The sequence below is a fragment of the Streptomyces sp. bgisy027 genome, from assembly GCF_057710365.1.
The window spans coordinates 144,872-164,796 of the sequence record NZ_JBYIVZ010000015.1 but is presented as its reverse complement, the minus strand read 5'-3'; the positions used below and the strand labels follow the sequence as shown (position 1 = coordinate 164,796).

The window sequence follows — 19,925 nt, the reverse complement described above, 5'->3', positions numbered from 1 at the left end:
CCTCAGTCGAACCAGCGGTCGCGCGCCAGCTCCCCCGTCCGCGACGGGTCCTCAACAAGCGCCGCGACCTCGAACCGCCGGGGCCACTGCCCCGCCGCCCAGGCCAGCCCCGCGGCGACGCCCTCCAGGGTCGCCGCGTGCAGCACACCGTCGTCGGTGAGCCGCCAGTCGATCTCGACGCCGTCCACGACGAGTTCCTCGTGCTCGACGTACGACGCGGGGGTGCGCGCCCCCAGCAGCACCCGTACCGACTCGGGTACGTCGTGCTCGGTGCCCTCGGAGTCCACCTCACCCGTGACGGACTCGCTCAGCCGCCGCACCTGGAACAGTTCGGCCAGTTCGGCGGCCCGCGCCGGCCGGACCGGGAGCAACGGGACACCCGCGGTGAACGGCAGCAGGTCGGGCGAGTCGACGACCACCGCGTCCGCCGCGTCCACCACCTCGACCCGCCCGTCCACGACGGCCCGCAGCTCGTCCGGCAGGGTCACCTGCTCGGGGTCCAGATCGGCCAACGAGCCGTAGAGGGCGTGCAGTTGGGCGGAGGTCACGGCACGCTCCGGGTCGGCGAGCCGGTCCAGCAGCTCGGCGGCACCGCCCGGCTCGTCGAGCAGCGCGGCGACGGAGGTCCGCACGCCGAGCGCCCGCAGCACCTGCTCGTCGTCGAAGCCGGTCGCGTCGGCCTCGTCGTACAGCCCGCGCAGCAGCGGGTCGCCGCCGGAGGCGAGCAGGCCCGCGGGACGGCGGCCGTCCAGCACCGGGTTCCCCCGCAGCCACCAGGCCGTGTACGGCCGTACGACCTCGTGCGTGCCGTCCGGCAGCAGGATCCGCACCTGCTGGGTCAGCGCGTCCCGCAGCGGCGGCTGCGCGAGCAGCGCGAGGGCTTGGGGCCACTTGTCGTCGTCCACCAGGTCCAGGTCGCGTACGGCGATCAGCTCGGTGGCGACCGGCGGCACGGGCGTGTCCGGGAACCGGTCGAGGATGTCCTCGCACCAGACGTCGACGGCGTCCAGCAGCCCCGCGTCGTCCGGCTCGGCGAAGTCGCCCTCGCGGGGCTCCAGTTCGTCCGGGTCGAGGACGACGTCCGTGGCGCGGACCAGGGCGAAGTTGGCGAGGACGCCGCAGGCCGCCAGCGGCTGCTCGCCCCACTTCTCGGCCAGTTCGGCGTCGACGGCGGCGAGTTCGTCCTCCCGCATGACCTCGGCGAAGGGGCTGCCGGGCAGGACCAGCTCACCGGCCGGCACCAGCTCACCCTCCTCGTCGGGCAGGGCGAGGGCGCCCAGCCACGGCTCGTCGCCGGGCTCCAGGCCCGCGTCGCGCACCAGCGCCAGGACGGTGTCGGCCAGTTCCTCGGCGTCGGGCGCGTCCTCCTCCCAGCTCAGCCCGCCGTCGTCGTCGAGGGAGGCGGCGACCGCGGCGCGCACCTGGGGCGTGGTGAGGACCGCGCGGGGTGTGGCCGGCAGCGCGCCGAGCTTCTCCAGGAGCGGGTGCGCGGCGTCCGGGTGGGCGACCTTGAGGCCGAGGCGGGCCAGGGTCCCGGGTTCGACCCGGGCCGCGTCGGGGGTGGGCAGCAGGATCTGGCGGGGGCCGATGGTGGTGCGGCGGTCGGCGAGCGGCACGGGCAGCCCCGACAGCCGGTCCGGGTCGACGCCGGCGAGGCTGTCGTAGAGCCGCCGCCACCAGCCGGGCTCCTTCTCCAGCCCGGCGAGCCGGTCGATCGCGTCGGTGAGCGGGACGCGGGCGACGCCCAGGGTGCGCAGCTCCACCCGCCGTTCGAGCCCGGCGGGCAGCAGCGTGGGCAGCACCTCGGCCAGCACCCGCACGGTGTCGGCGCCGGCGCCCTCGACGACCTCGGCGTCCCGGGGCCGCAGCGACTCGGGCAGCTCGGAGTCGACCTCGCGCGGCTCGACAGCGGGCGGCAGGAACGACGTACGCGGCAGCCGCTCCAGGATGGCCTGCCGCAGGGCCCCGTCCAGCTCGCCCTTGCCGAGCGGGCCGGGCACGAGGCCGATGACGCCCTCGCTGACCGGGCGCCAGTCGGCGAGCAGCTCGGCGAAGGCGTCGGCCGCGCGCTGCACCAGGAAGTCGGTCAGCGGGCCGGGCGCGGCGTGCCGGCGGGTGGTGTCGAGGGGGAAGGAGGCGATGAGCAGGGCGGGGACGCCGAGGGCCTCGTCGCTGGGCGTCGGCGCGTGCACGACCGGGGCGGTGCGGGGCCGGTCGGGCGTGCTGTCGGCGGCGTTGACGGGCACGGCCCAGGTCAGCGACCAGTGGGGGCGCAGCCGCTCCTCCACGGGCCGGTCGGCGAGGAGTTCGGGCGTGAGCGGGCCGTGCGCGGCGGACGTCCGCCAGTGGGTGACGCCGGCCAGCGAGTCCTCGACGACGGTGAAGGGGCCGTCGACGCGGCGGCGCAGCGTGCGCGGCTCGCCGTCCCCGACCTCGATCACGACCTCTTCCAGACCGGGCAGGGCGAGCAGCAGCGCGTCGTCGACGGCGTTCAGCAGGCGTTCGGCGAGGTCGGCGGCGGCACTGTCGCGCAGGGAGAGGATGACGGCCGTGTCGTACGGGTCGGGGGCGGTGCCCTCGGCGGCGAACGGCAGCCGGAGCAGCGGCACGTGTCCGTCCCGCCGCCGGATCTCGTCCCCCAGCCCCGGGCTGTGCCGCGCGGTCTCCTGGGCGAGCTCCCGCGCTTCGGCGAGCGCCCACCGCACACCGCCGTGCCGCCCGACGACGGCGGGCTCGTCGGTGACGGCGAGGACCGCGGCGAACCCGACGCCGAACCGGCCGACGGCGGCGGAGTCCCGCTTGGCGGAGGCGCGCAGGGTGGACAGCGACTCGACACCGGCGGCGTCCAGCGGGGCGCCGGTGTTGGCGGCGACGAGCACGCCCTCCCGGAGCGTCAGCCGCAGTCTCCCCGCGACCCCCGCACGGGCCGCGGCGTCGGCGGCGTTCTGAGCCAGCTCGACGACGAGCCGGTCCCGGTACCCGCCGAGGACGAGGTCCTCCTCGGCGTTGGCGTCCTCCCGGAAACGGGCCGGACTGGTCGCCCAGGCATCCAGCACGCCGCGACGCAGACGGGCCGTACCGAACGGGTCGGCGCCCTCGGCCGCGGGCCGCACGAACTTGCTCACATTGACTCTCCTCATCGGCGTGATGATGAAGGTACCGCCCACGGGACCCGCCCGCGCCGCCCACCGGCTCCGCTGCGGGACGGCATGCCGCGGACCGGCTCAGCTGCCGGGTCCCGGGCCTCGATGACCGCTTGGCACTGCCGGTGCCGTGCTGACGGCGGTGGGAGGCTCGAACAGCGCCGACGGGGACTGCCACGCTGCCGGAGCGTGGCGGAGCCCGGGAGTCGTATCCAGCTCCCGGGCCCCTGGGGATGCCACCCAATTGCGCACGCCGGCGGCGTTTAAGAGGACGGATCAGTCATCAGGCCGTCGTGTTCTTCCTTTGAACTACCGCACCAGGCCAGAGGTGCAGGCGAGATTCGAACTCGCATCCGACGGCGTTCGTCCGGCCTCGATCGATCCGGCGATCGGCGGCGATGCTGAGACTGGAGCGAGAGTCTGAGATTGATCGCGGCTGCCTCTGCCATATTGGGCTACCCCGGCCCGGACGGGCGTCGTCATGCCGGGGGAAGGATTCGAACCTTCACTGTCACCGCTTCTTCAGGCTGAACTTCAGCTTCAGCTTGCGCTCATCGCGCGAACCGGTCCTCAATCCCGGCCCGCGCCTGTTGCGCACCCCCGCGCTCGCACGCGGGGGCGATCGTGGATGCTACCCGCGGCCGGCGTCAGCCGAACAGGTAGCCGAACACGGCGTCGCCGACCCGCTGGTCGGTGACCTCCGCGCCATTGGCCTCCTCGCGGGCGAACTTCACGGCCTGCTGGAGCTTCTCGACCCGCTCCACCAGTTCGTTGACCCGCCGCGCCGGGAGGGACCCGGAGAACTTCACGGTCGTCCAGTACCCGATGGGCACGTCCTCGTAGTACACCTCGACCTGCGCCGGGTGCTTCTCGGTCGCCTCCGCCTTGACGTGGTTGCGCGGGACCTTCTTGGTACGGATCGTGCGGACCGGGTCCGTCTTCCACCAGTCCGTGGACGGGTCGTGCGACCAGGACTCGGCGGCATCGAGCGTGGGCAGCTTCTTGACGAAGGTGTGCAGGTCGGTGAGCTGCTTCTCCAGGAACAGGAGGTAGCTGACCGGTACGTCGGCGACGATCGTCCGTCCGTCGACCGTGACGTCGGCGCGCGCCGAGCAGTTGGCCCAGTCCTTCGTCGCGGTCACGTCGAACAGCCGGGTCAGCGAGGCGGACATCTCCCGCAGCACGTCCTCCGCCTGCACCTGCACGCGCGTGGACTCCGGCGGCAGCTGCTCGCCCTCCTCGTCCTTCGGCTGGTACGTACGCGAGATACCGGCCAGCAGGGCGGGCTTCTGCACCTTGTGGTGCGCCGCGGTGATGTCCTGGAGCGACTTGCTCTTGACACCCTTTTCGACAGCGATGATCTGGTTCAGCTTCGTCACGTGGTCCCCCTTCGAACAGGCAGGAACGTAGCCCACCAGCTCGAACACCCGCACCCCTTTTTCAGGGGGTCAGCCCCGCGACGCGTACGACACGAAGTCGGCCCAGGCCTGCGGCGCGAGCGCCAGTCGGGGGCTGGTGTCGCGGTACTTGGAGTCGCGGACGTGGATGGTGCGGGGGGCTATCGCGATCTCGACGCAGGACTCGCCGTCGGTGCCGCCGCTGTAGGTGCTCTTGAACCAAGCCAGCTCGGCGGCATCCCCCGCTGAGGCGTTGCGCATCATGTCTCTCCCAGCAGTTTCTCGATGAAGGCCAGCGACTCCCGCGGTGGGAGGGCCTGCGCCCGGATCGTGCCATACCGCAGCTCAAGGATGCGAAGCTGCCTTGGGTCAGAGACAGGCCGCCCGTTGAACTTACCGTCGGAGCGCCCTACCGCCGTACCGTCCGGGAACTTCAGCAACTCGATCCTGCCGTCCAGTCCTGGATGCGGCTCGGTGTTCGTCGGCATGACCTGAAGCCAGACGCTGTTCAACCGCCCCACCTCCAGCAGGCGTTCGAGCTGCTGCCGCCACACCATTGTGCCCCCGACCTGTCGGCGCAGCGGCGCCTCTTCCAGGACGAAGTGGACCGACGGGGCCGGGTCCCTTTCGAAGACAGACTGTCGTGCCAATCGAGCCGCCACCATGCGTTCCACGTCATCCGGTGAGTAGGGCGGCTGCGCCGCCTCGATCACGGCACGAGCGTGCTCCGGTGTCTGCAGCAATCCCGCGATGATGTTGCACTCGTATACGCCGATCTCGACCGCGGCGGCTTCCAACTTCCCCAGTTCCCGAACCTTTTTCGGATACCGGACCTTCCTGATGTCCTCCCAGGCGGCCGCGATGAGCCCACCCGCCCCCAACACCTCGTCCGCCCTGTCCAGATACTCCTGCCTCGGGATCCGCTTGCCGCCCTCGATCTTGTAGACGAGATCCTCGCCGTACCCGACCGCCGCCCCGAACTCCGCGGCCCGCAGCCCCACCGACTCGCGCCGCAGCTTCAGCTGCCGCCCGACGGTCGCGATGACCGCCACGCCCCACTCGTCGTCCGGGTCGACCTCCCAACCCGGCCCGTCCGCCTCCGTCTTGAGCTCCACCGTCATGCCCGGCCCCTCCGTCGTACCGCCGCGATGCAGCAGCGCCCTACCCACACCCAACGCCCCGACAGCCCGGACACCACCGGACAAGCTCCGGACAGTCACCGTACGTACCCGTCGAGTCACTGTTCACTGTAAGCACGCGCGACCACGCTGAGTGACGTGAACAAGCAATCCGCCGATCTCGTCACCCCCGTCCGCAACTTCAGCGTGCAGCTGTCCCCCACCCCGCGCGGCGCCCGACTCGCCCGCCTCCTGGCCACCGAGCAACTCCGCAGCTGGGGGCTGCCGTTGGATCCGGCGGCGCACATCGTGGCGGAGCTGGCGAACAATGCCGCCGCACACGGCCGTGTCCCCGGGCGGGACTTCCGCATCCTGCTCTACGTCGTCGGCGGCACCGTCCGTATCGAGGTCACCGACACCCGCGCCGACCGGCTGCCCCGCCCCGAACGACCCACCTCCGACGCGGAGTCGGGCCGTGGCCTGGCCATCGTCGAGGCGCTGGCCGACCGATGGGGCGTCTGCCAGGGGGCGGCTCCGCGCAAGACGGTCTGGGCCGAAGTCGATCTCTCACCGGAACCCGGGGAAGCGGGCTCCGGCGATACGGGCCGTCCCTTCAAGGAAACAAGCCGGTGAAAGAACCCCACCGAACCCCACCCCTCCCTCCCCCAGCACACGCTCACCTGGCTCCCGGCGTCGCCGCCTGGCTGGAGCGCGACGTCAGCCCCACAGCCGTACGCCACACCCTGACCGCCGACCTGCCGGCAGAGCCCCTGTGCCGACCGGCGGCCCTGCTGGCCCACCGCCTGGCCGCGCAGCTACCGCCCCCGCCTCCGTTCCGCGCCCCGGCACCACGGCCGACCGTCCGCCATCCCTTCCAGACCTGCGACGGCTGCGACCGTCCCTTCCGCGCACCCGGCCCCGGCCGCTGCCGCGACTGCCGAACCAACCTCTTGGAGGCCGCCTAGCATGAAAGCGACGATCCTTGCCCCTGGGCACAGACCACGAGGAGCGAGCGCCATGACCATCGCCCCGGACAACGCGCGACAGGGTGCTTCCCACCTGTACCAAGCCATGCGCGACTTCGTGGAGTCCACGGACAGCACCCTCCCTGGCAAGTTCGAGATCACCAAAGAAGGGATCGTTCACGACATGATGTCGCCGGGAGGACCTCATGAGGTCACGGCCGCGCACGTCAGCCGCCGCTTGGAGAAACTCATGCCGGATGACTTGCTGGCGCACAACGGCACACCCGATGTGGAGGATGTGCCTGAGGGCATCATGCGCCACCCCGATGTCATGGTGATCGCGTGGACCGACCTGAACGTCCAGGGATCCATCGACCCCCGAACAGTTATCGCGGCTATCGAGGTCGTCTCCCGCTCCAACCCGGACAACGACTGGGTTAGCAAAATGCGGGACTACGCCATGATCGGCATCCCCGTCTACGCCATCTTCGACCCCCGCACCGGAACCGGCGCCGTCTTCACCGACATCCACTCCACCCCAGCGGGCCCCCGCTACGCGACCCGCAAGGACTTCCTGTACGGCGAAGACGTCACCATCGCGAACTGGACCATCTCCACCGAGGACCTGCCCCGCTACAAGCCCGAGGGCGAGCAGGCGTCCTGAACGCTACGAGTGCCCCAGCTCCGCCGACTCCCCGTCCACGCCCACCGACACCGACCCCGAGTCCGGCGCCGGACGCAGCGGGAACGGGTCGACGCGGGTCTCGTCGATCACCGGCGGAGCCGGCCGCGGCGGCTTGGGCATGACCGCTGCCTCGGAGTGGCCGCCGCAGCCGTAGGTCAGGGAGACGACCCGGCCGTCCGCCGGGGAGAACTCGTTCGCGCAGACGCCGAAGGCCTGGCCGAGGGAGCCGCCGATCGGGGTGAGGAAGCCGCAGGTGACACAGGACGCCGGGGCCGCCTGGGCCATGGGGGTCTTCGCGCCGTACGACTCCTCCCAGCGGTCCGCGGCCACGTGCAGGCCGTAGCGGGACAGGACGCGGGCGCGGCGCATGCCCAGTTCCTCGGCGACCGAGGTGATCGAGCCACGGGAGGGGGCCATCGGCAGGTTCGCGGGGGCGCCGGCGGTGACCTCCGCGTCCTCCGCCTCGACCAGCTCCGCCATCTCCTCCGAGACCGGAGCGTTCGGTGCCGGCTCGTCCTCGCCGGACCAGCCGGGCTCCAGGCGCAGGTCCTCGGCGTCCGTGGGCAGCAGGTCGCCGGGGCCCATGTCGCCGGGGCGCAGCCGCTCGCTCCACGGCACCCACTCGGGGGCGAGGAGGGCGTCCGGGCCGGGGAGCAGCACCACCTCGTCCAGGGTCACGAACTTCGCCCGCGACGCCCGCGCCACCGTCACCGCCCAGCGCCAGCCCCGGTAGCCGAGCTCCTTGCACTCGAAGAAGTGCGTGACAACGCGGTCGCCCTCGGAGACCAGTCCCGCGTGCTCGCCCACGACGCCGGGCGCGGCGGCCTCCTCGGCGGCACTGCGGGCGAGGTCGACCGCCTCGGCGCACAGACGGTCGGGGGTGCGGCTTCGCGTTGTCGCTGCGCTCACAGGTATCGCTTCTCTCCTACGCCGTCTCTCGGGTGCGGCTGCCTGAAGGCGGCGGAGCGAACGGAGCGGACCTGTGGGCCGCGTCGACGTACGCGTCCGAATCGCGCTCGGGCGCACCTACGTCATCCATTGTGCGGGATGGCTGAGATACGCACGCTACCTGTTCGCGGCCGCTGGGCCTACACCGACGTTGCTTCTCGGCGCTCCGCGCTGCCCGCCGAGAACGAGAGCTTGCCCTCCATACGCGCCGTAACCGCACTACCCACCCCCATCTCGGGGCACTATTGCGTCGTGGCAACCGCGAGGTCGCCCCAAGGAGCCACCGGTGTCGGTGGACCCAAGGGAGGCCGTGACCGAGGTGGCGGAACGAGCCGGATCGGCGGCTCCCTCCGCGCGGTGGGCCGTGCCCTGCACTTCCCGCTCACCGGCCCCGCGCGCGGTATCCGCAAGGCCACGCACGCGCAGGGCGCCGGCGAGTCCGGCCTCGGCAAGCTGATCGAGCTCCACGGCGTGAACGGCGCCGGGGACATGATGATCACCGTCGCCCTCGCCTCCACGGTGTTCTTCTCGGTTCCCACCGACGAGGCCCGCGGGCGCGTCGCGCTCTACCTCGGCATCACGATGGCGCCCTTCACGCTCCTCGCCCCCGTGATCGGCCCCCTCCTCGACCGCCTCCCGCACGGCCGCCGCGCGGCCATGGCGGGCGCGATGCTGGCCCGGGCGCTGCTCGCCCTGGTGCTGTCCAGCGCGGTCGTCAGCGGCGATCTCCAGCTCTATCCGGCCGCTCTCGGGGTACTGGTCGCCTCGAAGGCGTACGGGGTCGTCAGAAGCGCCGTGGTGCCCCGTCTGCTGCCACCGCGCTTCTCCCTGGTGAAGGCGAACTCCCGGGTCACCCTGGGCGGCCTCCTGGCCACCGGTGTGGCCGCGCCCGTCGGCGCGGGGCTCCAGGCGATCGGACCGCGCTGGCCGCTGTACGGCGCCTTCGTGATCTTCATCGCCGGCACGTTCCTGTCCTTCACGCTGCCGCACAAGGTCGACTCGGCCAAGGGCGAGGACACCGCGCTCCTCGCGGCCGACGAGCAGCACCTGCACGGGCCGCACCGCCAGCCGGTCAAGCGGCCCGGGCTGCGCACGGTCGGCATCGCCGTCACGCACGCCCTCGGCGCGAACTGCGCCCTGCGCTGTCTGTCCGGCTTCCTGATCTTCTTCCTCGCGTTCCTGCTGCGCGAGCACCCGATGTCCGGCCAGAGCGCCGCCGTGTCGCTGGGCATAGTCGCGGTCGCGGCCGGCACCGGCAACGCGCTCGGCACGTCGGTCGGGGCGTGGCTGAGGTCCCGGGCGCCGGAGATCATCATCGTGACCGTCGTCGGCTTCGTGGTGGCCGTGGCGGTCACGGCCGCGATGTTCTTCGGCGCCGTCATGGTGGCCGGCCTGGCGGCGGTCGCCGGGTTCGCGCAGGCGCTGGCCAAGTTGTCGCTGGACGCGCTGATCCAGCGGGACGTGCCGGAGCTGGTGCGTACGTCGGCCTTCGCGCGCTCCGAGACGCTGCTCCAGGTGTGCTGGGTGCTCGGCGGCGCCATCGGCATCGTGCTGCCGCTGAAGGGCTCGCTGGGGCTGCTGGTCGGCGCCGCGATCGTCGCCACGGGCTGGCTGACCACCGTCAAGGGCCTGCTCGGCTCGGCCCGCCACGGCGGCCACGCGCGCCCACGGGTGAGCTGACGCGCCCGGCGGCGCGGCGACGCAGGGTCGCGGCGGCACAGTGACGCACACCCCGGCACCGTCGTGACATACGGCACGCCGCCCCCCACGTAGTCGGACGGCTGCACCCGCCCGATAGCCTTCGCCCATGACCACGCTGCAATCCGTTGTGCGACGCCGCCGCGCGCTCGCCGCCGCCGGCGCCGTTTCCGCCGGACTGCTCGTCCTGTCGGCCTGCGACCAGCCGACGCCGCTGGCCACGGTCACCGTCGGCACCGCCTCCGTGCACTCGGAGGCCACCTGCGGTGGTGAGGGCGAAACCCTCAAGACCACGGACCTGGCGAAGTGCCTGAAGAACAAGGACATCGAGTCCATCAAGGTGGACCCGGACGACACCGTGCGCTTCGGTGTCGACCCGGACATCGCCGACGAGGGCTGGACGATCCTGATGAACGGCCAGCCGCTCACCGACTCCAGCACCAAGACCTACCGCACCGTCCCGGGCAGCGTGTTCTTCAACGCCCAGTACGGCGCCAGCGGCGACTCCACGCTGGTGACCATCAAGGAGGGCGAGCAGAACGTGACGGGCCTGTGGTCCTTCAAGCTGGAAAAGGACAGCTGACCACGTCTGTCGTACGTGTTCTCGTGGCCACCGCGGTCCCCGCCGAGCGGGACGCGGTGGCCGGAGCGTTCGCGCTGCCCGGCGCCGAGGTGATCGCCGCCGGTGTCGGCCCCGCGCTCGCCGCCGCCGGCACGGCCACCGCCCTCACCCGGGCCGCCCTCGAAGGCGCCCCCTACGACCTGGTCGTCTCGGCCGGCATTGCGGGCGGCTTCGCCCCCGACGCCCCCGTCGGCTCCCTCGTCGTCGCCGACGAGATCACGGCCGCCGACCTGGGCGCGCAGACCCCGGACGGCTTCCTGCCGGTCACCGAGCTGGGCTTCGGCACCGTCACCCACCGTCCGCCGGCAGCACTCGTAGGGGAGATCGCGGCCGCCACCGCCGCGCGCCCCGGCGCCGTCCTCACCGTCTCCACCGTGACCGGCACCGCCGCGCGGGCCGCGTGGCTGCGTGAGCACCACCCGACCGCCCTGGCCGAGGCCATGGAGGGCTTCGGCGTCGCCGAGGCCGCGGGCGCGCACCGCACGCCGGTGCTGGAGCTGCGCGCGATCTCCAACCCGGTGGGCCCCCGCGACCGCGCCGCGTGGCGCATCGGCGACGCGCTGGCCGCGCTGGCGGACGGATTCGGGAAGCTCGCGCCCGTACTGGAGAGTTGGAACCCACATGACCAGTGAGCCGCTGAAGATCGCGTACTCCCCCTGCCCGAACGACACCTTCGTCTTCGACGCCCTCGCGCACGGCCGGGTCCCCGGCGCCCCCGCGCTGGACGTCACCTTCGCCGACATCGACATCACCAACGGCATGGCCGAGCGCGGCGAGTTCGACGTGCTGAAGGTGTCGTACGCCGTGCTGCCGTACGTCCTCGACGAGTACACGCTGCTGCCCTGCGGCGGCGCGCTGGGCCGGGGCTGCGGGCCGCTGGTGCTGACGCGGGAGGCGGGGGTCGATCTGACGGGCCGCACGGTCGCGGTGCCGAGCGAGCGGTCGACGGCGTATCTGCTGTTCCGGCTGTGGGCCGCCGACACGGTCCCAGGGGTCGGTGAGATCGTGGTGATGCCGTTCGACGAGATCATGCCCGCGGTGCGGGACGGGAAGGTAGACGCGGGACTCGTCATCCACGAGGCGCGTTTCACGTACCAGAACTACGGGCTCCACAAGCTCGCCGACATGGGCGAGCACTGGGAGGACACCACCGGGCTGCCGATCCCGCTCGGGGCGATCATCGCCAAGCGGTCGCTGGGAGCCGGGACGCTGGCCGGGCTCGCGGACTCCATCCGTACGTCGGTACGCGCCGCCTGGGACGACCCCGAGGCCTCCCGCGCCTACGTCATGGAGCACGCCCAGGAGATGGACCCGGCCGTCGCGGACCAGCACATCGGCCTGTACGTCAACGAGTTCACGGCCGACCTCGGCGAGGACGGCTATGCCGCCGTACGCGGGCTGCTCACGCGTGCCGCGGCCGAGGGACTGGTACCGCCCCTCGGCCCGCGTGCACTGGATTTCCTCTAGAAATCCCGGGAATCCGCCAGGTTCTGCCCGCGCTATACGTCGAGCTGGTCGGCGACCGCGCGGAGCAGACCGGCGATCTTCTTGCCGGCCGCCTTGTCGGGATAGCGGCCGCGCTCCAGCATCGGTGTGATGTTCTCCAGGAGGGTCGTCAGATCCTGGACGATGGACGCCAGCTCGTCCGGCTTCTTGCGCTGGGCGGCCGCGACGGACGGGGTCGGATCGAGAATGACGACCGAGAGTGCCTGGTCACCACGCTGACCGGCCACGACGCCGAACTCCACCCGCTGTCCCGGCTTGAGTCCGTCAACTCCGGCGGGGAGGACCGAGGAATGAACGAAGACGTCACCGCCGTCGTCGCGGGAGAGAAAGCCGAAGCCCTTCTCGCTGTTGAACCACTTGACCTTGCCGGTAGGCACGTCTGTCCTCGTCCTCGTACTCGTCGGAAAACTGCTTCTGAAAACGGCTCTTGATAGCACTACAGCGGGTCGACCACGACCCGCCGGTACCAAGGCTAATGGTCCCCGGGCGGGTGACAAGACGTCGCCCGGTAGTTCCCTCGCGCAGGGAACTACCCTGGTCCGGTGCGTGACAAAACCCAAACGAATTCCGCCGCTCCCGGCGACCGACTGATCCGTGCCGGTGCGGTCGTGTTCTTCATCGGTGCTGTGGCCACTCTGGTCACGGTGGCCCCGTTCCTGCTCGGCACGACGCCATTTCCGGCATACATGTTCGGACTGAGCATGTTGATGGGCGTCGGATTCCTCGTCGCCGGTGCCGGAGTGTTCCGATCGATCGCGGCCGGAAGGCGTCAGGCGCGCGGCGCCGCGAGGTAACCGGCGAGCCAGTCCGGGAACCGCGTGAGATCCGCGAGGACGACGTCGGCGCCGAGCGCGCCGAGTTCGTCGGCGCTGTAGGGCCCGGTCGCCACGGTGACCGCCAGGGCGTCGGCGGCGCGGGCGGCACGGATGTCGCCCTGGTGGTCGCCGACGTAGACGCTCGCGCCGTACTCGCGCAGCGCCTCGGCCTTCTGCTCGGCCCAGAGGTCGCCGATGACCGCGTCCGGGTCGATGCCGAGGTGTTCCAGGTGCAGCTTGGCGTTCGGCTCGTACTTCGCGGTGACGACGATCGCTCGGCCGCCTGCGGCGCGTACGGCGGCTATCGCCTCGCGGGCGCCGGGCAGGGCGGGCGTGGCGGTGATGGCGATCGTCGGGTACATCTCGCGGTACCGGTCGGCGATCGCGGCGGTGCGCTCCGCCGGGAACCAGTTGATCAGCTCCTCCTCCAGCGGCGGTCCGAGGCGGGTGATCGCCAGGTCGGCGTCGATGTATGTCCCGGTGCGTTCGGCCAGCGCGACGTAGCAGGCGTGGATGCCGGGGCGGGAGTCGATGAGGGTCATGTCGAGGTCGAAGCCGACGGTGAGTGCCATATGGGCCATTGTGCCCAGGTCAGCCTGCGGGCAGACGCCGGGCGGGTGTGAGGTGCGCCCAGTGGCTCGGGGCCGCTCGCGGCACGGCGGCTGCGGGTGAGCGGGGGCTCGTCGCGCAGTTCCCCGCGCCCCTTCAGGGCACTTCCGCGAGCGCCGGATGGCGAGGAGGGCCCGTGCCGCCGCGCCGTCCGGATCACCTGCGGCTGAGCGCGCCCACGCGGCGGAGCCGTGCGTCGATACAGCCCCGCGCCCCTGGGCGGCCTGCTCGCCCCCGTCGGAGAGTCACCGCTGCCTCTGCGACCGCCACACGATGAACAGTGCCGATGCCAGTGCCGCGCCCCGCAGTACCCAGGGCCAGGTCTCGGCGATCGCGGTGTTCGTGTGGCCCTCCGTGACGGGGGCGCCCCAGCGGTCGTCGGTGCGGCCCCAGAGCCAGACCACGCCCGCGGTGAGGGAGAGGGCGGGGAGGATGATCACCGCCCACTTGGTCTCGGCGTCGCTCAGCCGGCGCGAGCCCCAGGCGATGAGCCAGCCGAGGAGCAGGGCGAGGAGGTTGCCGAGGATCGCCCCGGCGACGAGCAGGGCGGCGGCGATCAGCAGGAGGGGGTTGCTCCAGCGGCCGGAGGGCAGGGCGGGCCGGCGGAGGAAGCGGCGGCGGCCCTTCGGCTCGTCCTCCTCGGCCTTCTCCAGTGCGGCCGGCTCCTCGGCGGGCTCCGGCTTCTTCGGGCGCGTCTCGTCCTTCGCGGGCGGGCGCCTCAGCATCTCCGGGATCTCGATGCCGCCGACGAATCCCGGGACGTCCTCGCCGGGACCGAAGGGGCTGCTGTCGACCCGCCACCAGTCCGGCTGGACGGCGCTGTCACCGAGGTCCGCGGTGCTCGCGAGATGGGGCGGCGCAGGCGCGTCGTCGCGGGCCGCGGTGGGCTCGGCGGGACGCGGGCGCGGCACGATCCGGCGCAGCCCCTTGCGGCGCCTGGCACCGGCGTCCTCGTCCCGGCTCGTCGGCTGCAGGGGCACGGGGGCGACCGGACTCCGCGGGGCGGTGGCGGTGCCTCCCCCGGCGGACGTGCTTCCCCCGGAGGGGGTGCCCCCCGCGGCCGTGACGACCTCGTCCGGGGTGCCGAGACGGGCGATGATGCGGCGGACGGCGGCGGGACTGTCGACGGGGGCCTCGGCACGCCGCCGGTCGATCTCGCCGCGAAGTTCGTTCACCAGGCGCATACGGGTGTTCGACGGCAGCTGCCGTTGCTGCGCCACGTCGCCGACGCGGCTCAGATACTCGTAGACGACCTGGTCGCTCTCGATCCCCACGAAGTCCCCTCCGGGGTGGGTGCGTTGGATGCCCGGTGGGACGACGTTAGCGCAGGACAGGACGGGGAAGGCGGCTCAGGCCGGGCGGCACTCGCCCGAGTTCTGCACTTCGGAACACAGGCCGTGGCCGTGATCGCGGAGGATGTCGCGCCCGCTCTGCCGAGTGAGGAAGTTCAGGAAGGCCGCGGCGACGGAGCCGGCCGGGGCCTCTCCGTAGGTGTAGGCGAACTCGGTCTGCCAGTACGGATAGTTGCTGGCCCCGACGCCCTCCGCGGTCGGTTGCCTGCCGTCGATCGTGACCTTGACCAGCCCGTCCGCGGCCCGGTGGCCGGCCACGGCGGTGGCCTCGCTGTAGCCGACGGCGCCGGGGGTCGAGGCGGTCGTGTTCAGCATGGTGTCGGTGCTGGTGACCTCGCAGCGGCCGTACCGCCTCGGGTCGAGGGCGGCGCAGTCGGTCTCGGTGAACTGGGGCGGTTCCTTGCCGGCGAGGACCTTGGCCACGAGGGTGCTGCGGGTGCCCGAACCGGGGTCGCGGTTGACGAGGTGGACGGGTACGTCGTTGCCGCCGATGTCCGACCAGTTCCGGACGCGGCCCGCGAAGACGTCCCGTATCTGGTCCAGTTTCAGGTTCTCCACACCGGCGTCCTTGTTGACGACGAGGGTGAAGACGGACAGTGCGACGGGTTCGGGGATCAGCCGGGGGTGGCCGTCGGAGGCGAGGCCGTCGGTGAAGGCGATGTGGTCGCGCAGGCCCTCGCCGACGGGGATTTCGGCCTCCTTGCCCGCCTTGTCGAGCTCGGTGACGCCGTCGGTGCTGCCCTTGAAGGTGTCGTCGGCCAGCGGGATCTGCACGTCCGCGCCGTCGCAGCGCTGGAGGTAGTCCTGGGCGGCGGCCCTGACCGCGGGGGCGAAGGCGGTGGAGCCGTGCAGGTACAGGGTGCCCTGGACGCAGTCCAGCGGGGGCCGCTTGTCCTGGCGGAGGAAGAGCGTGAAGTTGGCCTGTACGGCGACGGCCGCGATCAGGATCCAGATGACCCACCAGGCGGGCCGGGAGGCGAAGACGTGGCTCTCGGTCCTGGTCGCCTTCAGCCTCAGCAGCCGGATCAGCGGGTCGTACCAGCGCTCCTGTCCGTCGGTGCCCTGGACGACGGGGTCCGGGAAGGGGTCGGTGCTGCTGTCCTCGGGCCAGCGTTCCAGCACGACGAGCACCTTGTACTCGGCGCCCCGGGGCAGGGTCACCTTCGGGAGCCGGATGGTGCCGGTGCGGTCGCCGGTGTTGTTGTTGCGGCGGAAGCCGGGCTTGGCGACGGTGCGGACGCTGTCGCCCTCGGTGACCTCCTCGAAGAAGAAGTCGCGCAGCGCGTTGTTGCTGGGGTCGGTGAGGACCACGGCGGCGACGCGGCGGTCGCGGAAGGTGACCTTGATGCCGTACGGGTCGGCGGGGTCGGCCAGGTAGTCCTCGGAGACGATCTTGGTCGATCCGGCGTTCTCGATGCGCAGCAGGACGAACGAGGGGTCCTTGAGCTGGTGGCCGTCGTGCCGCATGTCCCCGAGCACATCGGCGTACGGCTTGTCGGCCGCGTCCGCGGCGAGGGTGTCCATCTGCACCCGGTAGCCGAGCCGCTTGCGGCCGACGACGGCGAACTCCCACAGGAACGCGGCGACGGGAAACGCGAGACTCAGGATCGCGATCCACTGCTCGGCCTGCTCACTCATCGGGTCCCCCGCAATTCCCTTGAGCTGTGAAGTAGTTGACCGAGAGCCCAGGGTGACGAGTGGGGGATGGGTGTTGCCAGGGGTGCCGGAATCCTCCGGCTGATGTTCATCCCGGGGCCATCTACGAAACGTTCTGTTTGCCCGCGCGGAGGGAGTCGGGTGCCGGGCGGGCGCCGGGACGCCGCACGCGAAACCACCCCGCCGCTGTCGGCCCGGCCGCCGGAGGCGACCCGCTAACGTGGGCAGGATGAGCGACCCGGCCACACCGCCCCGTTCCCTCGCGGAGGATCTCCGCGTGCGGGACGACGCCTCGCTGACCGTGCTTCTGCGCAGCCGGCCCGACCTCATCACCCCCGTCCCGACCGACCTGACGCAGCTGGCGACCCGTGCCGGCACCCGGGCCTCGGTGGTGCGCGCCCTGGAGCGCCTGGACCGGTTCGCGTTGCAGACGGCGGAGGCGCTGGCCGTGGCGGCGGACCCGGCGACGTACGACGAGCTGCTCGCCCTGATGGCCGGCGACGAGGGCGACCCGGCGGTCACCGGTGCGCTGCCGCACGCCCTGGGCACCCTGCGCGAGCAGGCCCTGGTGTGGGGCGCCGACGACCGGCTGCGCCTGGTGCGCACGGCGCGCGAGCTGCTCACGCCTTCCCCGCAGCACCCCTCACCGACGGGCCTCGGACCGACCGTGCAGGAGGCGACGGCCGGCATGTCGCCGGGCCGTGTCCAGGAGATCGTCACGACGGCCGGGCTGCCCTCGACCCACGACGCGGTGTCCGCGGTGTCGTCGCTCACCGCGCTGTTCACCGACCGCACGCGCATGGCGGCGCTCCTCGCCGACGCCCCGGAGGAGTCCCGGGAGGTCCTCGCCCGCCTGGTCTGGGGGCCGCCGTACGGCCAGGTCACCGCCGACCCGGCGGCCCGCCTGCGCTGGCTCCTGGACCGCGGCCTCCTGCTGCCGACGGCGCCCGGCACGGTCGTACTCCCCCGCGAGGTGGCCCTGCACCTGCGCTCCGGCCGCGCGCACCGCGCCACCGAGCCGCTGCCGCCGCCCGTCGAGCCGGCCTCGACGCACAGTCCACAGGTTGTGGACAGGACGGCGGCCGGACAGGCGTACACCGCGCTGGCCACCGTCGAGGAGCTGCTGAAGGACTGGCACGAGGGCGGCCCCGCGGTGCTGCGCGCCGGCGGTCTGAGCGTGCGCGACCTCAAGCGCACCGCCGTCGCCCTCGACGTGCCCGAGCCGGTGGCCGCCTTCTGGACCGAACTCGCCTACGCGGCGGGCCTGCTGGCCTCCGACGGCGAGGCCGACGAACGGTTCGCGGCGACCCCCGACTACGACGAGTGGCTGGAGCAGCCCGCCGCCGAGCGCTGGGCCCGGCTGGCGGAGTCATGGCTCGCGGCGACGCGGACGGCCGGCGTGGTCGGCGGGCGGGACGCCAAGGACCGTACGTTGTCGGCGCTGGGCCCCGGCCTGGACCGCTCCGCCGCGCCCGAGGTGCGGCACCGGGTGCTGACGCTGCTCGCCGGACTGCCGCAGGGCGCGTCCCCGTCGCCGGAGTCGGTGCTGGCCCGGCTGCGCTGGGAGCGCCCGCTGCGCGGCCCTCAGCGCGACGACGACCTGCGCGCCCGCCTCGCCCGGTGGACGCTGAACGAGGCGGAACTCCTGGGCGTGACGGGCCGCGGGGCACTGTCGGCGCACGGGCGGGCACTGCTGGGGGCGCCCGAGGCGGGTCCCGGCGGAAAGCCGGCGGGCGACCGGGACCGGAGTTCCGGCCCGTCGGCAACCGGCCCGACGGGGGCGACTGGGGCGACCGCGACCAGCGGCCCGACCGGGGTGACCGGGGCCACCGGGGCGACCGGCCCGACCACGGCCACCGGCCCGACCGGAGCGACCGGGGCCACCGGGGCGACCGGGGCGACCGCGACCAGCAGCCCGACCGGGGCGACCGGGGCGACCACGGCCAGCAGCCCGACCGGAGCGACCGACCCGACCGCGACCACCGGCCCGACCGGGGCGACCGGCCCGACCGCGACCACCGGGGCGACCGGGGCGACCGGGGCAACCCGGGCGACCCCGACTGCCGCGAGTGCGGCAAGTGCGGCGAGTACGGCGAGTACGGCGAGTGCTGTAACGACCCGCGGCGGCGGCCCCGCAGCCGTCACCCCGTCGGCCTCGGCCGCCGGCCCCGCGGGTCCGACCCCGCCCGGCGACGCCTCCACCGGTCCCGGCGACAAACTCCCCGTCCATCACGAGCACCCGCGCCCGGCCGGCCCGCCCGAGCCCCTCTCCGCCGCCGAGCAGGCCGTCGCCTCCGCTGCCGCCGCCCGGCTGCTCGCCCCGCTGCTGCCCGAGCCGCTGGACCACGTCCTGCTCCAGGCCGACCTGACGGCGGTGGCGCCGGGACCGTTGCGGCGGCCGCTCGCCGACACGCTGGGCGTACTCGCGGACGTCGAGTCCAAGGGCGGCGCGACGGTGTACCGGTTCACGCCCGGCTCGGTGCGCCGGGCGCTTGACGCCGGGCGCAGCGCCTCCGACCTGCACGCCTTCCTCGCCGAGCACTCGCGCACGCCGGTGCCGCAGCCGCTGGCGTATCTGATCGACGACGTGGCCCGTAAGCACGGCCATCTGCGGGTGGGCGCGGCGTCGGCGTACGTCCGCTGCGACGACGACGCGGTGCTGAACGAGATCCTCGCCGACAAGCGGGCCGCCGGTCTGCGGCTGCGCCGCCTGGCGCCGACCGTGCTGGCCGCCCAGGCGGACCCGGCGGGGCTGCTGGAGGGTCTGCGCGCGATGGGCTTCGCGCCGGCCGCCGAGTCGGCGGAGGGCGACGTCCTGATCACCCGCGCCGACGCCCACCGCACCCCGCCGCGCTCGGCCCCCGAGCCGGTCCCGGACGGCCCGCCGACGCCGGACGCCACGCTGCTGGCCGCCGCGATCCGCGCCATCCGGGCGGGCGACCTCGCCTCCACGACACCCCGCAAGCCGAGCGGGGCGGCCCCCGCGATGACCGGCGGCGAGCTGCCCCGCACCACCTCCGCCGAGACCCTCGCCACCATGCAGGCCGCCGTCCTGACCGGCGAGTCGCTGTGGATCGGGTACGTCAACGCCGAGGGCTCCGCGAGCCAGCGGGTGATCGCTCCGGTGCGGGTCGAGGGCGGGTTCGTGACGGCGTACGACCACACCGCGGACGAGGTACGGACGTATCCGCTGCACCGGATCACGGGCGTCGCCGAACTCGCGGACGACCAGATCTGACGGCCGTGCCGATTCACTCCCGCGGGCGCAGGCGACGGTCCATGCACGCCACGCCGGGCCTTTCCAACTCTTGAGGGACCTTTCGGAGCTTTCCGCATTGCGCCGCGTGACGCAGGGCAGCCACCCGGTGTCCTGATCACGCTCAAGTGAGCGCAGTAGAGAGGTAGTTGTCC

Annotated in this window: 17 protein-coding genes and 1 pseudogene; 9 read left to right on the top strand and 9 right to left on the bottom strand. The window is 72.8% G+C overall.

Features of this window, described 5'->3' with window-relative positions; translation table 11 throughout:
- Positions 1–2 precede the first annotated feature (2 nt).
- The 4 genes from AC3ETA_RS17890 to AC3ETA_RS17875 all read right to left on the bottom strand — a co-directional run bounded on the left by AC3ETA_RS17890 (position 3) and on the right by AC3ETA_RS17875 (position 5,661).
- Positions 3–3,125: a sacsin N-terminal ATP-binding-like domain-containing protein gene (locus AC3ETA_RS17890; protein ID WP_432193883.1), complete on the bottom strand. Its 3,123-nt coding sequence runs from the start codon at positions 3,123–3,125 to the stop codon at positions 3–5.
- 665 nt (positions 3,126–3,790) lie between these two features.
- Positions 3,791–4,522: a DUF7873 family protein gene (locus AC3ETA_RS17885; protein ID WP_030967569.1), complete on the bottom strand. Its 732-nt coding sequence runs from the start codon at positions 4,520–4,522 to the stop codon at positions 3,791–3,793.
- A 69-nt stretch (positions 4,523–4,591) separates the two neighbouring features.
- Positions 4,592–4,804 carry a DUF397 domain-containing protein gene (locus tag AC3ETA_RS17880; RefSeq protein ID WP_432193882.1) on the bottom strand — a complete coding sequence of 71 codons (213 nt, stop codon included), beginning with the start codon at positions 4,802–4,804 and terminating at the stop codon, positions 4,592–4,594.
- Positions 4,801–5,661 (bottom strand): helix-turn-helix domain-containing protein, encoded by an 861-nt coding sequence (locus AC3ETA_RS17875; protein WP_432193881.1) that lies wholly within the window; start codon positions 5,659–5,661, stop codon positions 4,801–4,803. The genes AC3ETA_RS17880 and AC3ETA_RS17875 overlap by 4 nt, the downstream gene beginning before the upstream one ends.
- A gap of 156 nt (positions 5,662–5,817) precedes the next feature.
- On the opposite strand from AC3ETA_RS17875, the gene AC3ETA_RS17870 reads away from it, so the two are divergent.
- The 3 genes and pseudogenes from AC3ETA_RS17870 (at position 5,818) to AC3ETA_RS17860 (ending at position 7,287) form a co-directional block, all read left to right on the top strand.
- Positions 5,818–6,291, top strand: a complete 474-nt coding sequence (locus AC3ETA_RS17870; protein WP_432193880.1) for an ATP-binding protein — start codon at positions 5,818–5,820, stop codon at positions 6,289–6,291.
- A 41-nt stretch (positions 6,292–6,332) separates the two neighbouring features.
- Positions 6,333–6,623: pseudogene (locus AC3ETA_RS17865) on the top strand (helix-turn-helix domain-containing protein); the annotation flags it as partial.
- 52 nt (positions 6,624–6,675) lie between these two features.
- Positions 6,676–7,287, top strand: coding sequence for a Uma2 family endonuclease (locus AC3ETA_RS17860; protein ID WP_432193879.1), 612 nt, complete (start codon positions 6,676–6,678; stop codon positions 7,285–7,287).
- Between the two features lie 3 nt (positions 7,288–7,290).
- On the opposite strand, the gene AC3ETA_RS17855 is transcribed toward AC3ETA_RS17860, so the two are convergent.
- Positions 7,291–8,217 (bottom strand): DUF3027 domain-containing protein, encoded by a 927-nt coding sequence (locus AC3ETA_RS17855; RefSeq protein ID WP_432193878.1) that lies wholly within the window; start codon positions 8,215–8,217, stop codon positions 7,291–7,293.
- 291 nt (positions 8,218–8,508) lie between these two features.
- Between AC3ETA_RS17855 and AC3ETA_RS17850 the strand changes: the two genes are divergently transcribed.
- The 4 genes from AC3ETA_RS17850 to AC3ETA_RS17835 all read left to right on the top strand — a co-directional run bounded on the left by AC3ETA_RS17850 (position 8,509) and on the right by AC3ETA_RS17835 (position 12,043).
- The gene (locus tag AC3ETA_RS17850; RefSeq protein WP_432193877.1) at positions 8,509–9,936 is read left to right on the top strand and encodes an MFS transporter; all 1,428 of its coding nucleotides are present in this window, start codon (positions 8,509–8,511) and stop codon (positions 9,934–9,936) included.
- A gap of 127 nt (positions 9,937–10,063) precedes the next feature.
- Positions 10,064–10,537, top strand: coding sequence for a DUF2771 domain-containing protein (locus AC3ETA_RS17845; RefSeq protein ID WP_432193876.1), 474 nt, complete (start codon positions 10,064–10,066; stop codon positions 10,535–10,537).
- Between the two features lie 23 nt (positions 10,538–10,560).
- Positions 10,561–11,208, top strand: a complete 648-nt coding sequence (locus AC3ETA_RS17840) for a futalosine hydrolase (protein ID WP_432193875.1) — start codon at positions 10,561–10,563, stop codon at positions 11,206–11,208.
- The gene (locus tag AC3ETA_RS17835; RefSeq protein WP_432193874.1) at positions 11,198–12,043 is read left to right on the top strand and encodes a 1,4-dihydroxy-6-naphtoate synthase; all 846 of its coding nucleotides are present in this window, start codon (positions 11,198–11,200) and stop codon (positions 12,041–12,043) included. Before AC3ETA_RS17840 ends, AC3ETA_RS17835 begins: the two co-directional genes overlap by 11 nt.
- A 32-nt stretch (positions 12,044–12,075) precedes the next feature.
- On the opposite strand, the gene AC3ETA_RS17830 is transcribed toward AC3ETA_RS17835, so the two are convergent.
- Complete coding sequence (locus AC3ETA_RS17830) at positions 12,076–12,459, bottom strand: cold-shock protein (RefSeq protein WP_030958134.1); 384 nt, start codon at positions 12,457–12,459, stop codon at positions 12,076–12,078.
- Positions 12,460–12,624: 165 nt separating this feature from the next.
- Between AC3ETA_RS17830 and AC3ETA_RS17825 the strand changes: the two genes are divergently transcribed.
- On the top strand, positions 12,625–12,876 hold the full coding sequence (locus AC3ETA_RS17825; protein ID WP_432193873.1) for a hypothetical protein: 252 nt from the start codon (positions 12,625–12,627) through the stop codon (positions 12,874–12,876).
- On the opposite strand, the gene AC3ETA_RS17820 is transcribed toward AC3ETA_RS17825, so the two are convergent.
- The 3 genes from AC3ETA_RS17820 to AC3ETA_RS17810 form a co-directional block, all read right to left on the bottom strand.
- The gene (locus AC3ETA_RS17820; protein ID WP_432193872.1) at positions 12,852–13,478 is read right to left on the bottom strand and encodes an HAD family hydrolase; all 627 of its coding nucleotides are present in this window, start codon (positions 13,476–13,478) and stop codon (positions 12,852–12,854) included. The genes AC3ETA_RS17825 and AC3ETA_RS17820 overlap by 25 nt on opposite strands.
- 273 nt (positions 13,479–13,751) lie before the next feature.
- Positions 13,752–14,780, bottom strand: coding sequence for a hypothetical protein (locus tag AC3ETA_RS17815; RefSeq protein ID WP_432193871.1), 1,029 nt, complete (start codon positions 14,778–14,780; stop codon positions 13,752–13,754).
- Positions 14,781–14,855: 75 nt separating this feature from the next.
- A complete protein-coding gene (locus tag AC3ETA_RS17810) occupies positions 14,856–16,496 on the bottom strand; it encodes a substrate-binding domain-containing protein (protein WP_432193870.1) in 1,641 nt (546 codons plus the stop codon).
- Between the two features lie 247 nt (positions 16,497–16,743).
- Here AC3ETA_RS17810 and AC3ETA_RS17805 point away from each other — a divergent pair, with 247 nt between their 5' ends.
- Positions 16,744–19,752 carry a helicase-associated domain-containing protein gene (locus AC3ETA_RS17805; protein ID WP_432193869.1) on the top strand — a complete coding sequence of 1,003 codons (3,009 nt, stop codon included), beginning with the start codon at positions 16,744–16,746 and terminating at the stop codon, positions 19,750–19,752.
- The last annotated feature ends 173 nt before the right edge of the window (positions 19,753–19,925 follow it).

What these genes read in the sequence shown, in the direction of transcription:
- AC3ETA_RS17880 (WP_432193882.1), bottom strand. Translation starts at nt 4,804, where the DNA reads ATGATGCGCAACGCCTCAGCGGGGGATGCCGCCGAGCTGGCTTGGTTC.
- AC3ETA_RS17860 (WP_432193879.1), top strand. Translation starts at nt 6,676, where the DNA reads ATGACCATCGCCCCGGACAACGCGCGACAGGGTGCTTCCCACCTGTAC.
- AC3ETA_RS17875 (WP_432193881.1), bottom strand. Translation starts at nt 5,661, where the DNA reads ATGACGGTGGAGCTCAAGACGGAGGCGGACGGGCCGGGTTGGGAGGTC.
- AC3ETA_RS17805 (WP_432193869.1), top strand. Translation starts at nt 16,744, where the DNA reads ATGAGCGACCCGGCCACACCGCCCCGTTCCCTCGCGGAGGATCTCCGC.
- AC3ETA_RS17810 (WP_432193870.1), bottom strand. Translation starts at nt 16,496, where the DNA reads ATGAGTGAGCAGGCCGAGCAGTGGATCGCGATCCTGAGTCTCGCGTTT.
- AC3ETA_RS17845 (WP_432193876.1), top strand. Translation starts at nt 10,064, where the DNA reads ATGACCACGCTGCAATCCGTTGTGCGACGCCGCCGCGCGCTCGCCGCC.
- AC3ETA_RS17820 (WP_432193872.1), bottom strand. Translation starts at nt 13,478, where the DNA reads ATGGCCCATATGGCACTCACCGTCGGCTTCGACCTCGACATGACCCTC.
- AC3ETA_RS17835 (WP_432193874.1), top strand. Translation starts at nt 11,198, where the DNA reads ATGACCAGTGAGCCGCTGAAGATCGCGTACTCCCCCTGCCCGAACGAC.